The following is a 15,570-nucleotide window of genomic DNA, read 5'->3' on the forward strand; positions in this document are numbered from 1 at the left end:
ATCACTCACGGCGATGATCTATCTCAATCTCGGCGGAATCGAGGTAAAACTGCCCACACAAACGTAAGGAGGGGCACGGGCGTTCGACATCCTCATCTGGCGCTCCCAGGAGACCAACACCCGGCTCCGCATCCTCGCGGAACTACTCGTCGCCGGATTCGGGCAGTGCGACTCCGGCGCGAGTTTGCGCATCCAGTTCGATCATCTGTTGCTCACCGCCCACGAGGGCGCCCTGTCCCCGCAGTAGGCGGCCGCGCTGGAGGTTGGTCCCTCAGTGCGGTGGAATTCGTTGTCGGCCTGGCATCATAGCGACACGCCACCCACCCAGGCCCGACACGACGGTGCGGTGCCATGCACCTCGGTACCGGGTAACTTCACCCGACGTGACCCGCATCGTCGAGCAGACCAGCAGCAGAGCCGAGCGCACCGCGAGCCTGGTCGGTCACCACTACCGGGTCACCGACTTCTACGAGGTCGGCCGCGAAAAGGTCCGCGAGTTCGCCAGATCGCTGCAGGACCGGCATCCGGCGCACTGGAGCGAAGACGCCGCGAAGGGGCACGGCTACGACGGCCTGATCGCCCCGCTGACCTTCGGCTCCGTCATCGCCATGATCGCCCAACAGCACCTGTTCGACGAGATCGTCACCGGCTACGACCCCCGCGAGATCCTGCACACCGACCAGCGCCTAATCTTCCACCGCCCCATCGCCGTCGGCGACCGGCTGATCTGCGATGTCTACCTCGACTCCTACCGGCAGGCCGCGGGCAACGACATCCTGGTGACGAAAACGATCATGCTCGACCAGAACGACGCCCCGGTGCAGACCATGTGGACGACGCTGGTCGCCTACGCCCGCTGAACCCAACACCCCTGGATCCGGCCCGGGCCCAATTCAGGGCGAGTCCGGCGCGGGGCCTGTTCCGGGGTTCGTCAGTAAGTGATCGTGGGCGGCTTGGTCAGGAACGGGCGCAGCTCGAGCCATTCGTGGATCGGCTTCCCACCCGCACCCGGCGCCGCGGACAGCTCGCCGGCCAGTTCGAGCGCCCGCTCGTAGGTCTCGACGTCGATCACCATCCAGCCGGCGATCAGGTCCTTGGTCTCCGCGAACGGGCCGTCCGTGACCGGCGGCCGCCCCTCGCCGTCATAACGGACGAACGTCCCCTCCGGAGCAAGCGCCTGACCGTCGACGAACTCCCCGGTCCCCTCCAGCTTGGTCGCGAAATCCTGCATGTACTGCACGTGGGCCGAGATCTCCTCCGGCGTCCACTCGGTCATCGGGACGTCGTTGACCGCCGCCGGTGCGCCGCGGTAGTGCTTGAGCAGCAGGTACTTGGCCATCATGTTCTCCTCGGTACGGGTGCGACCCATTCTGGCCGCATTCACCACAGGGACGGAGCCGATCACCGGTTCTCGCGGGGTCGCGCCGTCACCCGAACAACTCGCTGAGCAGGTCTTCGGCGGCCGCGGGGGCGGATAGTCACGGTGAGCCGATCCACCGTCAGCTGCATCGTGAAGTCGAAGAAGGTGCAACAGCTCTGCTCCGCGGCGGCCAGGCGCGCCACCTCGGCGACCAAATCGGGGTCGGACGGGAACCACACCCGCAGGCCGCCGTCGATCTCCTCACGGCCTGTCGCCGCGGACAAAACCTGCCGCCACTGCCGGGCGCGTTCGTCGTACTCGCCACTGCCCAGGGTGCAGACCACCGGCGCGTTGCGCCAAGCCTGCTCCGGCGGCCGGGTCGGCCGGCTGCGTTCGAGAGGCACCGGCACCGGTGTCGCCGTGGTGGCGGTGAGACAGCCACAGTCCGGGCCGCAGGCCCCGGCCGGGGCCGATCCGGTCAGCTCCTCCCGGACACCCGCCAGCCGCGCCGCGAAGGCCGAGAGTTCCGCGATCCTGTTGTCGGCGTGGGCAATCCGGTCGGTGACCATCGGAAGCATCCGCTGCCGGACCTGCGCACAGACACCCCGCTCCCAGACCTCGAGCAGATCCCGGATCTCCTCCAACGGCAACCCGAGATGTTTGGCCGAGGAGATGAACGACAACCGTTCCACCGCCTCCTCGCCGTACACCCGCCGCGAGATCTCCGCCAGCTGCGAGATCCGATAAGCGCTCATGACACGACGGTAAACCTTCGAGTCGACTCCAAGGTCAAGCACGGAGAGACGAGTACCGAGGCTCCCTCGGCCAATCCTGACGATCACACCGTCGACGGTGTACCCGACCGTGGCTCCGAAACCTCGGACGCGCCCTGTGAACGTCCGCTGGGTCACGCTGTCTCAGATCAATCGGTATCTGCGGCGCGCACAGGCGAAACCCGTGACTGCCCCGAGGACGGCGCTGACGACCAGATCTACTGATTCTTGGCCACTGCCCCGATTCGTCGGAACGTCTGAGGCACAGCGGTCCATGAACGACACCGCAGCGCAACCCGCACACCGCGGCCCGAGTCGATATTTCGATGATTCAGCCCTACCCGTCGAACTTTCACGACTGTGGCACAAACGATTCAGTTGTACTGCCACGTTTCACGGGGCAGTTGCGGGGCGGAGATCGAGTCGGTCCTCGCCGATCGACAAGGTCCACGGCTGCACCGACTTTTCCTCAACGATGAGGTGCGCGTGGAACGGGTCGTACGTCCCACACTGAAAACTCGATGTCAGTTGACCTGACGTCCGTGCCCGTCCCAGTACGGGCTCCGCAGCTTGAATTTCTGCAGTTTCCCGGTTGCGGTGCGGGCCAACTCATCCCGGAACTCGACTGAGGTCGGTGCCTTGTATCCGGCCAGGTGCTGTTTGCACCAGCCGATCAGCTCGGCCTCGGTACTGTCGCCAGGTTCTACATCCGGGTGTAGTACCACCAGCGCCTTGATCGTCTCCCCCCACTTCTCGCTCGGCACGGCGATCACGGCCACCTCGGACACGGCCGGGTGGGAGAACAGGCAGTCCTCGACCTCGATCGAGGACACGTTCTCACCGCCGGTGATGATCACGTCCTTCTTCCGGTCGGCGATGGTCAGATACCCGTCGTCGCCGATCGCGCCGCCGTCGCCGGTGTGGAACCAGCCACCGTCCAGCGCGGTCTCGGTTTCCTCGGGCTTGTTCCAGTAGCCGTCCATCACCACGTTGGAGCGGGCCAGCACCTCCCCCGCGCCTTCCTCGGCCTCCTCGATCTGCAGCCGGACACCGAGTGCCGGGGCGCCGGCCCGGATCAGTTTCGCCGCGCGGGCTTCGGGGTCGAGGTCGTCCCATTCGGCGCGGGTGCGGTTGACGGTCAGCAGCGGGGAGGTTTCGGTGAGGCCGTAGATCTGGATGAATTCCCAGCCAAGCTCTTCCTCGACCCGGACGACGGTCTTCGTCGGCGGCGGCGCACCGGCCATGATGATCCGCACCCGGTCCCGGCCGGGGATTTCCCCTTCCCAGGTCTGCGCGGCCTCGAGGACCGCGGACGCGACCGCCGGCGCCGCACAGAGCACCGTGACCCCGTGGTCGCGGATCCGGCGCAGGATCTCGGCGCCGTCGACCTTGCGCAGGATGATGTGCTGGGCGCCGACGCCGGTCAGCGCGAACGGTTGACCCCAGCCGTTGCAATGGAACATCGGCAGCGTGTGCAGGTACACGTCCCGGTCACCGATCCCGGCGTGCAGCCCGAAGGTGACCGCGTTGACCCAGATGTTGCGGTGGGTGATCTGCACACCTTTCGGGCGGGCGGTGGTCCCGGAGGTGTAGTTGATGGTGGCGGTGGCGGATTCGTCGGGCTCCCACGGATGCGGGACCGCTCCGGGGGCGGCGTAGAGGTCGGTGTCCGAGCCGAGGACGAACTTGTGCTCACAGTCGACGTCCTCGAACGAATCCTCGAGTTCGGGGTCGACGTAGAGGACGCGGGCACCGGAGTTCTCGACGATGTAGCGGACCTCGTCGGGGCGCAGCCGGAAGTTGACCGGGACCAACACCCTCCCCGATCCGCTGACCCCGAAGAACGAGGTCATCAGCCGGCTCGAGTTGTGGCTGACGATCGCGACCCGCTCACCGGCGCCGATGCCGAGTTCGTCGAGCTTGGCGGCCTGGCGGCGGGCCAGGTCGGCGATCTCGGCGTAGGTCAGCGCCCCCTGAGACGGGGCGGGTTGGTCAGGTTCGTCGACCACACCGATCCGATCCCCGTACACGGTCGCCGCGCGGTCGAGAAAATCGTTGACACTGAACGGAACAAACACAACTCCTCCTACGGGTTCCTCTTACGCATTCGATGACCAGTGTCGACCTGTGGTGTCGGAGACTTACTGCATCCCTGCCGGGGTTTGTGGCCCGGCTCGGGCCGGGTACGGGCGCTGCCGCAAGGGTCGGGCACGCCGACGACGCCGCGGACTTCGCATCTTCGGCATGTGTCCTCCTCCCACGAGGTCATTACATCTTGGCCTGTGCCGAGTTCTGCGTCGAGATGCGACTGTGTCGATGAACAACGCGGGCGCCGTCACCCCGGTGAGGAATTCATGACCGTCGCTCTGCGACTTCCTCGCCATCTGCGTTCTACGATCGAGACGACCACCGAAGGGTACGGGGCATGATCGACTCACCACGTCCGGATCTATTGGCCGCCTGTTGGACTTCCGCCGGCGATGTGATGCCGGCGCGAGGCTCGGACCTGAGCCCGGTCCCGATCCGCGAGCGCATCGAGGCCGTCGCCCGAACCGGCTACACCGGGTTCGGATTGACCCGCCCCGACCTGGTCGCCGCGAGAGAAACGGTGGGGCTCGGCGAGGTCGCGACAATGCTCGCCGACAACGGCATCACCCACGTGCAGCTCGAGTGGATCACCAACTGGTGGACCACCGGCGGCGCCCGCGCAGCCTCCGAGCAGTTCGTCCAGGACCTGTTCGACGCCGCCCCCGTCCTCGGTGTCGACAACATCAAGGTCGGCGCGGACGACGACGGCGTCCGGGTCTCCCGCGACCTGCTCTGTGAGCAGTTCGACGCCCTGGCGACCGACGGTGCGGCTGCGGGCGTCAAGATCGCGTTCGAGAACACCCCTTTCTCGCACCACGTCAAGACGACCGAGCAGGCGGCGCAGTTCGTCCAGGACGTCGACAACCCCAACGGCGGACTCATCCTCGACATCTGGCACGCCTTCCGCGGCGGCACCGACTACGACATTCTGCCGCAGCTCGTTCCATCGCGGTTCGTCTTCGGAGTCGAACTCGACGACGGCTGGTCCACTGTCCGGGGAACCGACCTCGAGGACACCTTCGACAACCGAGTTCCCTGCGGTGAAGGAGAATTCGACGTCCCGAAATTCATCCACGCGGTCCGCCGGATCGGCTTCGACGGACCGTGGGGAGTCGAGCACATGTCGCAGGAGTTCCGGCAGCTGCCCGTCGTCGACGCCCTCACCCGGGCACGGGACGGTGTTCTGCAATGCTTCGCGCGCGCCGACGGGTTGGCCGCGAATCGGGACAACATCGGATCTCCCGTCGCCATCCCGCCCGCGGCGATGAGGCGAAAATGATGGAAATACCGTCTTGATTGAGGCCTGTGTCACAACAAGACTTACAAGGGCACACAGACAGCAACCGCCGACGCTGTCGATACGCGGACCGGACGTGTGCATGACCGACCCACCGGCACTGATGTCGGTAGGGACAGATCGAAAGGAATCCAGTGGCCACCCTGTTGGAGGGGAAAGTCGTTCTGATCAGCGGAGGGACGCAAGGTGTCGGCGCAGGCGTCGTGCGAGCCGCGGCCCGTGAAGGCGCGAAGGTCGTGTTCACCGGCCGCCGCGCCGAGGCCGGTAAGACCCTCGCCGCCGAACTCGAATCCGAGGGCGCGCAGGTCCGGTTCGTGCAAGCCGACCTCGCCGACCCGGCCGAGGCGAAAAACTCGGTGACGCGGACCATCGAGGAGTTCGGCCGCATCGACGCACTCTGCAACGCGGCCGGCCTGACCACCCGCGGCACCCTACTCGACACCACGCCGGAGTTGTTCGACCAGCACATGGCTGTCAACCTGCGGGCCCCGTTCTTCACCATGCAGGCCGCCGTCGCGGACATGGTGGCGCGGAAAGCGCCGGGAACGATCGTCAACATCATCTCCATCGCGCAGCACGGCGGGCAGTCCTACCTGGCCCCGTACGTGTCGGCGAAGGCCGGGCTGGCGGGGTTGACCCGCAACGCCGCCTACGCGCACCGCTTCGACCGGATCCGGATCAACGGCCTCAACATCGGCTGGACCGAGACCGAGGGCGAGACCGCCATCCAGCAGCGCTTCCACGGCGCCGACGACAACTGGGCCGCCGAGGCCGCGGCGCAGGTGCCGATGGGCAAGCTCGGGCAGGTCGACGAGATCGCCGACATGGTGGTGTTCCTGCTCTCGGATCGCAGCGGCGTCGTCACCGGCTCGGTCATCGACTGGGACCAGACCATTATCGGAGGGCAGGACTGATGGGATCGACACTCGGCGTGATCGGCCTCGGCCGGATCGGCGCATTCCACACCGACACCCTGGCTCAGTTGCCGGGGGTGGACGGCCTCGTCGTCACCGACGAGCGTCCGGACGTCACCGCGTCCGTGGCCGCCAAGTTCGGGGCGCGCGCGGTCGAGGACGCCGCCGCGGTCTTCACCTCGGGCGTGGACGGGGTGGTGATCGCGGCCGCCACCCCGGCGCATGCGCCGCTGATCCTGGCCGCCGTCGATGCCGGGATTCCGGTGTTCTGCGAGAAGCCGGTCGCGTTCACCGCCGACGAGAGCTATCAGGTCGTCGAGCGGCTGAAGACCTCGACGGTGCCGGTGCAGATCGGGTACAACCGCCGGTTCGATCCCGCGTTCGTCGCGGCCCGCAACGCCGTCGTCGGCGGGGAACTCGGCTGGCTGCACACGGTGCGCTCGACCACCCTCGACCCGGCGCCGCCGCCGGCGGAGTACGTGGCCGCGTCCGGCGGGATCTTCCGCGACTGCAGCGTCCACGACTTCGACATCGTCCGCTGGGTCGTCGGACACGAGGTGACCGAGGTGTATGCCGCCGGCACCAACCAGGGCGACTCGATCTTCGCCGACCACGGCGACGTCGACACCGCCACCACCACCCTGACCTTCGAGAACGGCACGCTGGGCGTCGTCTCCAACACCCGCTACAACGCCCGCGGCTACGACTGCCGCCTCGAGGTCCACGGCTCCGAGGACAGCGTCGTCGCCGGCTGGGACGCGAACGCCCCGGTGCGCAACCTCGAACCCGGCCTCACCTTCCCCGACGGCCCACCGCATCAGTTCTTCATGGACCGCTTCACCTCCGCCTACCGCGCCGAACTCGGCGCGTTCCTCGACGTGATCGCCGGCACCGCACCCTCACCGTGCACCGCCGCCGACGCCCTCGAGGTGGCGTGGATCGCCGAGGCGGCCACGCTGTCCCTCTCCCACCACCGACCCGTCCAGATGAGTGAGGTTCGACGATGATTCGTATTGCAGGAGCACCTATTTCGTGGGGTGTCTGTGAAGTTCCCGGCTGGGGTCACCAGCTCGGCCCCGAACGGGTGCTCTCGGAGATGCGCGACGCCGGCCTCGAAGCCGCCGAGATCGGCCCCGACGGATTCCTGCCCGCCGACCCGCAGGAACTGGCCGCCACCCTGGCCTCCTACGACCTGAAGGCCGTCGGCGGTTTCACCCCGGTGCTGCTGCACGACGCCGGCCACGACCCGGTCCCCGACATCACCGGCACCCTGGCCGCGTTCACCGCCGCCGGCGCCGAGGTGCTGGTGCTGGCCGCGATCACCGGCACCGACGGCTACGATTCGCGGCCCGACCTCGACGACGCCGGCTGGAAAACCTTGCTGTCGAACCTGGACCGGCTGCACGACGTCGCCGCCGAGCAGGGCATCCACGCGGTCCTGCACCCGCACGTGGGCACCATGATCGAGCAGAGCATCGAGGTCCAGCGGGTCCTCGACGGTTCCTCGATCCCGCTGTGCCTGGACACCGGGCACCTGCTGATCGGCGGCACCGACCCGCTCGAGCTGGCCCGCGCCGCCGCGGACCGGATCACCCACACGCACCTCAAGGACGTCGACGCCGAATTCGCCGCCCGCGTGCAGGCCGGCGAGCTGAGCTACACCCAGGCCGTCGCCCAAGGCATGTACACCCCGCTCGGCACCGGTGACGTCGACGTCGCAGGCGTGGTCCGGCACCTCGTGGGCTCCGGCTTCGACGGCTGGTTCACCCTCGAGCAGGACACCATCCTCGCCGGCGAACCCGAGGGTGAGGGACCGGTCGCGGACGTCAAGACCAGCGCTGCATTCCTGCGGAGCCTCGAGCTGTGAGCGAGCTGCGGATCGGCATCCTCGGCGCCTCCCGGATCGCGGAGCAGGCGATCGTGAAGCCGGCCCAGATCCTCGGGCACCGGCTGGTCGCGGTCGCCGCCCGCGACCGTGGCCGCGCCGAGACGTTCGCGCAGACGCACGGCGTCGAGCGGGTCGTCGACTCGTACGCCGAGCTGATCGCCGACCCCGAAGTCGACGTGATCTACAACCCCCTCGCCAACGCCTTCCACGCCGAATGGAATCTGAAGGCGATCGAGGCCGGCAAGGCGGTGCTGACCGAGAAGCCGTTCGCCCGCAACGCCGCCGAAGCAGATCAGGTCCGCCGCGCGGCCCGCGAACGGGGTGTGCCGATCATGGAAGGGTTCCACTACCTCTTCCACCCGATCGTCGGGCGGATGTTCGAGCTGCTCGAGGACGGCACCCTCGGCACCCTGCAGCGGGTCGAAGTGGTCATGCGGATGCCCGAACCCAAACCCGACGACCTGCGGTGGAACCTCGAACTCGCCGGCGGGTCGGTGATGGACCTCGGCTGCTACGGCCTGCACGTGCACCGCCAGTTGGGCCGTTTCGCCGGCGGCGAACCCACCGTGGTCGCGGCCCGCGCCGTCGAACGCACCCGGGGAGTCGACGAGGCCTGCGACATCGAGCTCGTCTTCCCCAGCGGCGCAACGGGATCGAACACGAACTCGATGACCTGGGATCGGTTCGAGATGACCCTGCGCCTCGTCGGGGACCGCGGTGAAGCCCTCGCGCACGACTACATGCTCCAGTCCGGCGACGACCGGATCACCGTCACCACCGACGCCGGGACCGCCGTCGAGCACCTCGGCACCCGTTCGACGTACACCTATCAGCTCGACACCTTCGCTCGACACCTTGCCGACGGGACCACGTTCCCGATCGACGCCGACGACGCGGTCGCCACCATGGAGCTCATCGACTCCGCGTACCGCGCAGCGGATCTACCTCTGCGGTAGTCCCATTCACCCCGCCGGGCCGTGAAAACCGTCTTCGGACGTCCGGCCCGGCGGGCCTCCACACCCTTGCCTCACCGTGTTACCCCCTCCCCCGCTGCGTCGCCATGCCTGCATGGTTGCCGCTTCCCGAAAGGTCCACGACATGGACACACACCGGCCCGAACGCCTCACTGCCGCCGACGACCACCCGCCGGACAATGACCCTGACACTGGGCGTCGCCGCGGCCGTGCTGCTCGCGGGTTGTTCGAGCTCCGGCGGGAAACCCGAATCGACCGGTAGCGGAATGGCATCAACTCGGTGATGTACTACGGGACCCAGCTACTCGCGGACGCCGGTTTCTCCTCCAGCGCCGCCATCATCGCCAACACCCTCAACGGTCTGGTCAGCGTTCTCGGTATCACCATCGCGCTGAAGGTGATGAACGAGGTCAACCGTCGCACCTTGCTGTTCGTCGGTTTCGCACTCATCACCGTCTTTCACCTGCTGATCGGTCTCTCGGCGGTCCTGCTGCCGGATGGCACCGTCAAGGCCTACTGCATCCTCGTATTCGTCGTCCTGTTCGTGTTCTCCATGCAGGGCACGATTGGACCACTGGCCTGGCTCATGCTCGCGGAGATCTTCCCACTGAAGATCCGCAGCTTTGCCATCGGTGTCTGCATCTTCGTCCTCTGGATCGCCAACGCCCTCGTGGCGCTGCTCTTCCCGCCGGTCGTCGCCGCGATCGGCATCGCGATGACCTTCTTCATCTTCGCCGGACTCGGCCTTCTCGCACTGATCTTCACCACCCAGGTTCCCGAAACCCGCGGACGTTCCCTCAAAGAACTCGAAGACCATTTCCGCGCGAAGTACTCATGACAACGCTTCGTCCAGAAGGATCTGGTCATGACAGTGCTCGTCGTGGTAACCGACACCCCCGAGGGTTCTCGAGCTCTGATCGCAGGAAAAGAGGAACTGAACGCCTCGGGACCACACTCTGCCGTCGCCGTTCTCAGCACGGCCTGCCTGATTGCGCCGAGCAACGCGTGATCGCCGACCACAACACCGACATGCGAGCACGGCCAAGCCTATCCGGCCGTGGAGCCTTTCGCGGAGCCGACGACCTCGACGAGCTGGGTCGCCAGTTTCTCCGAGGACTGAGGGTTCTGCCCGGTGTACAGGTTGCGGTCGACGACGACGTGCGGGCGCAGCGGGATCAGTCCCTTGGAGTACTCGATGCCGGCTTCTTTCAACCTGTCCTCCAACAACCACGGCGCTTTCTTGGCGAACCGGTTCAGCAGTTCTTCGCGGTTGGACAGTCCGGTCATCCGGTAACCGGCGAAGGCTGAGGTGCCATCCGGGTTGGTCGCGGCCAGGACCGCCGCCGGCGCGTGGCACAGCAGCGCCAGCGGTTTGCCCGATGCCAGACGGTGGGTCAGCAGATCCCCTGAAGTCTTGTCGTAGGCGAGATCTTCCATCGGACCGTGACCGCCTGGATAGAACACCAGGTCGAATTCGTCTGGGTCCACCGAATCCAGCGATGCCGGGTGGGAGAGCACATCGGCGATGCTGTCGAGGTAGCTCTTCACCTCGCGGCGCTTTCCCGGCATCCCTCCGGAGATACCGAGGCTGAGCTGATCGAGGGTCGGCGTTGTGCCGCCGGGGGTGGCCACGGTGATCTCCCACCCAGCTTCCGAGAAGATGCGGTGCGGCACCGCGAGTTCCTCAGCCCAATAGCCCGAGGGATGAACGGTGCCGTCGTTGAGAGTCCAACGGTCGGCTGCGGTTACTGCGAACAAGACCTTCGTCATGATGTGTTCCTCCAAAAGGACGCCTACGGGCCCACAGTGATGGGTTTTTCAGTTCCAGGCGCACGCTCAAATGTGCACACTGCATTCATTATGTGGGGCGTGCGTGCGCGTCAACCGCTTACGTGGCGACTCCACCTGGTCTTTGCCCGGGTAGTTGCGAGTGCTCGTTCCCCTCCGCCGTATAGGCGGGTTCACACGCGAGACGCACCGATCTCGCTGTGCGGCCGGGCAGCAAGCCATTTCGAGTACTGCCGAAGCGCGCGCCGTTTGACCAGTTGGTCGGCAACCAGTGCGCGGGCCGGGCCGATGTTGACGGCGGGCTGCTTTCCGCGGGCCAACCGGCGCAGTTGATAGCGCACCATGCCCATCCCGGCGAGGGACGCCAGCGGCTTGTCCTTCCATGTGACCGGTTTGAGCGAGGTAGTGGCGTCGGTTCCCGCGCGCCAGCGGGCCGGGAGATCGGGTGTCACTGCAAGGGCGGTGCCGATTCCGACGAGTGCGACGTTGTTGGCGAGCACTTGTTCCGCGGTTTCACGGCGGGTGATTCCCCCCGTCAACATGAGTGGCACGGGGGTGTTCTGGGCAAGTTCGGCCGCTAATTCCAGGAAGTAGGCTTCCCTGGCCGTGGTGCGCCCGTCCACCGGGCGTCCGGACATCGCCGGGCTTTCGTAGCTGCCGCCGGACACCTCGACCAGGTCGACGCCGAGTGGCGCCAGCATGGCGATCACGCTGCGGGCGTCATCGGCGTCGAACCCGCCCCGTTGGAAATCAGCGGAATTGAGTTTGACCGCGACCACGAAGGTCGGCGATACCCGTGCGCGCACCTCTCGCACGATGTCCAGGAGGATTCGCGCGCGGTTCTCCAGCGAGCCACCCCACCCGTCGGTGCGGGTGTTGACCAGCGGCGAGAGAAATTGCGAGAGCAGGTAGCCGTGCGCGGCGTGGATTTCGACCCCGTCGAATCCGGCCGCTTCCGCGCGCTGCGCGGTGGTTGCGAACCGGTCCACGGTGGCGTGGATCTGCTGGGTAGTCATGGCGGTCGGGCGACCGAAGTTCTTCGAGTGCTTGCCGACGTCCACGGTCTTGTCGGACGGCCCCCAGATCACGCCGGGCATGTTCGCCTGAATCTGCCGACCGGGATGGCTGATCTGCATCCACATGGCGGCACCGACAGCCTTACCCGCCTTCGCCCAGGCGGCAAACGGCCCCAGCGGCGAATTCTCATCGAGCACAACACCCCCGGGTCCAGTGAGCGCCTCCGCGTGCACCATCACGTTCCCGGTGATCAGCACCCCCGCACCACCGGAACCCCAGCGGCGGTACAGCTCGATCAGTCCATCGGTGGGCAGCTGACCCATGGCAGCCATTCCCTCCTCCATCGCAGCCTTCGCGATTCGGTTGGGCAGCATGTGCCCGGACCTCAACGTGATCGGCTGGAACAAGTCGGTTGCGGATATTTTCTCGGACACCTCGAACCCTTTCGGCCAGAAACTTCCGGTTGACCCAGAAGCAAGTAAGCACCGCTTACACTATGCCCGAATGTAAGCGGCGTCAACAACCCGGAAAATTGAGCTGGTGACCAGGTGTTGACATTGCTTACATTGCCGTTCTAGCCTCATGTAAGCAGTGCACACATACCGATTGGTGAAGGACCACACATGACTTCAACCGAGCAGAACACCATCGAGGTCGACCTGGGTGGGCACGCCGTCACAGTCCCCGCCGGCGGCCTGTTCGAGCGCTTCCGGATGGACACCGACCTGGACGAGGTGGCGCGCGATCCGCGGGTCAGCGGAGTCGACTTCTTCCGGACACTTCCCAAGACCCGGGTCGAGTCCCCTATCGGGCCCACCTCGACTCCGAACTTCTATTACGCGATGTCGTCGGCGCGTCTGACCATGATCGCTCCCAGCAGGGCGATCCGGAACCGGATCCCGCGCGAGCTCGCCCCACTGGAGATCGTTCCTGGTATGGGTCTGGTGTCGGTGATGTTCTTCAGCTACGACGTCTGCGACATCGACTTCTACACCGAGGCTGCAGTGGGGGTCGCGGTGCGCCCCGCCCGTCACGGCAAACTCCCGGTTGCAGACGTGGCCTCCGCGCTGGCGAACGATCACCTCCACTCGTACGTGCTCTCGCTGCCGGTGAACACCGACATCGCCCAAGTGCGCGGCCACCACGGCTACGGCTTTCCGAAATGGGTCACCGAGCTGGACGTGAACATCGACGACAGCCGGACCGCCGCCCGCATCGCCAACGCCGACAGCGGCGTCGACCTCGCTTTCTCCGCACCGACACCGACCCAGAAGCACACCCGGAGCGGCGAGAAGGTATCAGCCCTGACCTCGTACACGAAGGTCGATGGCGCCTGGCACGCCACCCTGAACCAGACCAACGTACTGGCTACCGGAACGTCGATGTTCCCGCGCGGCCTCGACCTGACCGTCGGCGACGGACGCATGGCCGACGACCTGCGCGCACTCCAGCCGATCCGCACCATCCGGTTCGACGTCAGCACCGAGGCGCAGGCCGCGCTGCACATGCCGGTCCCGTTCTCGGTCCGCCACCGGTAATCGGCATCGCATCCGCTTCGACATCCGACACCACTCGACGGAGTCCCCCACCATGACAGGCAGCACGCCCAACCAGATCATCGTCTTCGGCGCAACCGGATACGCCGGTGGCCTCGCCGTCGACGCGCTCGTCCGTCGAGGCTTGCGACCAGTGCTCGCCGCCCGATCGGAGCACAAGCTCGCACCTTTGGCGGCCGAGCACTGTGGCCTGGAGTACCGGGTCGCCGACGTCTCCGACCCCACCGGCATGCAGGCTCTGATCGGGCCGGGCGACGTACTCGTCACCGGCGTCGGGCCCTTCGAACGCGTGGGGTGGGTAGCCGCCGAGGCCGCCGCCCGTTCCGGTGCGCACTACGTCGACTCCACCGGCGAGATCGGAATCGTGCGCGAACTCCACAGTCGCCACGACGTACGTGCTCGCGAGACCGGATCGGTAATGCTTCCCGCGTTCGGCTACGACTACGTTCCCGGAGTGCTCGCCGGGGCGTTGGCCGCCGAACAAGGCGGCGCGGCAACGGGGTCCATCGATATCGGCTACTTCGCTACCGGACTTCTGTGGAAGGGGCTGAGCCAGGGAACCCGGAAAACGGTCGCCGTAGGGATGACCCTGCCGATCACCGGGTACCGAAACGGGGCACTGGCGAACCGGCGCGCCGCGCAGGAGATCGAACGTTTCACGGTGCGCGGCGTCGCGCGCAACGCGATCCTCGCATCCGGCACCGAGGTTCTGCAGCTTCCGGCTCGATACCCGCGGCTGCGCCAGGTGCGGGTGTTCAACGGATGGTTCCCCGAACTCGCGCGACCCATGCAGGCCGCCTCACTCCTGGCGACCACCTTGTCCCGTAGCCCCCTCGGACGCCGAGTGCTCGACGGCGCTCTCACACGGATGGCCGGCCCGCCCGGCGGCCCGGATGCCGCAGAGCGCGCCAAGACCCGCGGTCTCGCGGTCGCAATCGCCCGTGCGTCGTCCGGGAAGGTCCTGGCCGAGGTGGAGGTGGAAGGCCCATCGCCGTACACGGTCACGGCCGAACTCATGGCCATGGCAGCACATCGCCTGGCTCTGGGTCTGGGACATACCCCCGGTGTCGTCGGCCCGATCGACGGATTGGGAGCTGACGAGTTTCCCGCAGCCTGCGCCGAGATCGGTCTCGCGCGAGTCTGACTGTTCGGCTCCGGATCCCGCTGGGCACGCCGCTGACCCAGGCGGATATGTAAGCGTTGTCAACTCTTGCTAGATTGAGATTATGGCCACGAAGACCCAGCCGTATCACCACGGCGATCTACACAACGCGCTGGTGCGCGCGGCCGTGGAACTCCTCGAGGAGGACGGAGCCGCCGAACTCTCGCTCCGCGCCGCCGCTCGACGCGCCGGCGTGTCCACTGCCGCGCCCTATCGGCATTTCTCCGACCGCGATGCCCTGCTGTCCGCCGTCGCCGCGGTCGGCTACCGCGACCTGGCCGACCGGTTGGCCGCCGCGCATCCGGCTCCGACCACCGCCGATGACCTTGCGGCGATCGCCGTTGCCTATGTCCAGTTCGCTCTCGCACGACCCGGACTGTTCCGGGTGATGTTCGCCGAACCCTGCGACCCAACAAATCCCGAACGGGTGGCCGCGACAACGGCGATCCATGAATACGTCAAATCTATTGTGCAGCAGGCATTTCCTACTGCTGACCCAGATTCGATGGCAGATGCGGTGTGGGCGCTGGTGCACGGCTTGGCGTTTTTACACCTCGACGGCAAGTTCGACGCAATCTCCGCCGACTCCGTTTCGGACCGGGTCCGTGCCGCGGTCCACGCCATCCTCGGGGCATCAGGCTCGTTCGCGGCCCCGCCCGACACACAGCCCTGACGCCGCCCACCCACGGCCGAATGGAGACGACAGGTTTTCCCGTTTCGCGTGATCGCGTTCCACCTCGGCGCCCCCTCAAA

15 protein-coding genes and 2 pseudogenes are annotated in these 15,570 nt (G+C 66.7%); 12 read left to right on the forward strand and 5 right to left on the reverse strand.

Going from position 1 to position 15,570, the window contains the following annotated elements:
- Positions 1-76 precede the first annotated feature (76 nt).
- Together MLGJGCBP_RS51405 and hadA are read left to right on the forward strand one after the other, a co-directional pair.
- Positions 77-247, forward strand: a pseudogene (locus MLGJGCBP_RS51405) (transcription antitermination regulator); the annotation flags it as partial.
- A 136-nt stretch (positions 248-383) separates the two neighbouring features.
- Complete coding sequence (gene hadA / locus MLGJGCBP_RS04720) at positions 384-860, forward strand: (3R)-hydroxyacyl-ACP dehydratase subunit HadA (protein WP_160094245.1); 477 nt, start codon at positions 384-386, stop codon at positions 858-860.
- A 71-nt stretch (positions 861-931) separates the two neighbouring features.
- Here the strand turns inward: hadA and MLGJGCBP_RS04725 are convergent, their stop codons facing one another.
- The 3 genes from MLGJGCBP_RS04725 to MLGJGCBP_RS04735 form a co-directional block, all read right to left on the reverse strand.
- Positions 932-1,339 carry a YciI family protein gene (locus tag MLGJGCBP_RS04725; RefSeq protein WP_087555332.1) on the reverse strand — a complete coding sequence of 136 codons (408 nt, stop codon included), beginning with the start codon at positions 1,337-1,339 and terminating at the stop codon, positions 932-934.
- A 62-nt stretch (positions 1,340-1,401) separates the two neighbouring features.
- Positions 1,402-2,115: a MerR family DNA-binding protein gene (locus MLGJGCBP_RS04730; protein ID WP_236580921.1), complete on the reverse strand. Its 714-nt coding sequence runs from the start codon at positions 2,113-2,115 to the stop codon at positions 1,402-1,404.
- Positions 2,116-2,657: 542 nt separating this feature from the next.
- Complete coding sequence (locus MLGJGCBP_RS04735) at positions 2,658-4,211, reverse strand: AMP-binding protein (protein WP_160094246.1); 1,554 nt, start codon at positions 4,209-4,211, stop codon at positions 2,658-2,660.
- Positions 4,212-4,558: 347 nt separating this feature from the next.
- Between MLGJGCBP_RS04735 and MLGJGCBP_RS04740 the strand changes: the two genes are divergently transcribed.
- The 7 genes and pseudogenes from MLGJGCBP_RS04740 (at position 4,559) to MLGJGCBP_RS50330 (ending at position 10,303) form a co-directional block, all read left to right on the forward strand.
- Positions 4,559-5,500: a sugar phosphate isomerase/epimerase family protein gene (locus MLGJGCBP_RS04740; protein WP_160094247.1), complete on the forward strand. Its 942-nt coding sequence runs from the start codon at positions 4,559-4,561 to the stop codon at positions 5,498-5,500.
- Positions 5,501-5,652: 152 nt separating this feature from the next.
- Positions 5,653-6,432 (forward strand): SDR family oxidoreductase, encoded by a 780-nt coding sequence (locus MLGJGCBP_RS04745; protein ID WP_160094248.1) that lies wholly within the window; start codon positions 5,653-5,655, stop codon positions 6,430-6,432.
- Complete coding sequence (locus MLGJGCBP_RS04750; protein ID WP_087555141.1) at positions 6,432-7,439, forward strand: Gfo/Idh/MocA family protein; 1,008 nt, start codon at positions 6,432-6,434, stop codon at positions 7,437-7,439. Before MLGJGCBP_RS04745 ends, MLGJGCBP_RS04750 begins: the two co-directional genes overlap by 1 nt.
- On the forward strand, positions 7,436-8,299 hold the full coding sequence (locus MLGJGCBP_RS04755) for a sugar phosphate isomerase/epimerase family protein (protein ID WP_160094249.1): 864 nt from the start codon (positions 7,436-7,438) through the stop codon (positions 8,297-8,299). The genes MLGJGCBP_RS04750 and MLGJGCBP_RS04755 overlap by 4 nt, the downstream gene beginning before the upstream one ends.
- Positions 8,296-9,276, forward strand: coding sequence for a Gfo/Idh/MocA family protein (locus MLGJGCBP_RS04760; protein WP_160094250.1), 981 nt, complete (start codon positions 8,296-8,298; stop codon positions 9,274-9,276). The genes MLGJGCBP_RS04755 and MLGJGCBP_RS04760 overlap by 4 nt, the downstream gene beginning before the upstream one ends.
- Before the next feature lie 286 nt (positions 9,277-9,562).
- A pseudogene (locus MLGJGCBP_RS04765) lies at positions 9,563-10,132 on the forward strand (MFS transporter); the annotation flags it as partial.
- Between the two features lie 27 nt (positions 10,133-10,159).
- On the forward strand, positions 10,160-10,303 hold the full coding sequence (locus MLGJGCBP_RS50330; protein WP_201452961.1) for a hypothetical protein: 144 nt from the start codon (positions 10,160-10,162) through the stop codon (positions 10,301-10,303).
- Between the two features lie 38 nt (positions 10,304-10,341).
- Here MLGJGCBP_RS50330 and MLGJGCBP_RS04775 read toward each other — a convergent pair whose 3' ends face one another.
- Together MLGJGCBP_RS04775 and MLGJGCBP_RS04780 are read right to left on the reverse strand one after the other, a co-directional pair.
- Positions 10,342-11,064 (reverse strand): type 1 glutamine amidotransferase domain-containing protein, encoded by a 723-nt coding sequence (locus tag MLGJGCBP_RS04775; RefSeq protein ID WP_087555137.1) that lies wholly within the window; start codon positions 11,062-11,064, stop codon positions 10,342-10,344.
- Between the two features lie 191 nt (positions 11,065-11,255).
- Complete coding sequence (locus MLGJGCBP_RS04780; protein ID WP_160094251.1) at positions 11,256-12,533, reverse strand: NADH:flavin oxidoreductase/NADH oxidase family protein; 1,278 nt, start codon at positions 12,531-12,533, stop codon at positions 11,256-11,258.
- A 189-nt stretch (positions 12,534-12,722) separates the two neighbouring features.
- Here MLGJGCBP_RS04780 and MLGJGCBP_RS04785 point away from each other — a divergent pair, with 189 nt between their 5' ends.
- From MLGJGCBP_RS04785 to MLGJGCBP_RS04795, 3 genes are all read left to right on the forward strand, one after another.
- Positions 12,723-13,637: an acetoacetate decarboxylase family protein gene (locus tag MLGJGCBP_RS04785; RefSeq protein WP_160094252.1), complete on the forward strand. Its 915-nt coding sequence runs from the start codon at positions 12,723-12,725 to the stop codon at positions 13,635-13,637.
- 52 nt (positions 13,638-13,689) lie between these two features.
- Positions 13,690-14,799: a saccharopine dehydrogenase family protein gene (locus MLGJGCBP_RS04790; protein WP_160094253.1), complete on the forward strand. Its 1,110-nt coding sequence runs from the start codon at positions 13,690-13,692 to the stop codon at positions 14,797-14,799.
- Positions 14,800-14,881: 82 nt separating this feature from the next.
- Positions 14,882-15,490: a TetR/AcrR family transcriptional regulator gene (locus MLGJGCBP_RS04795; protein WP_160094254.1), complete on the forward strand. Its 609-nt coding sequence runs from the start codon at positions 14,882-14,884 to the stop codon at positions 15,488-15,490.
- Positions 15,491-15,570: the final 80 nt, after the last annotated feature.

Source organism: Rhodococcus sp. T7 (assembly GCF_009872365.1).
GTDB lineage: Bacteria > Actinomycetota > Actinomycetes > Mycobacteriales > Mycobacteriaceae > Rhodococcus_F.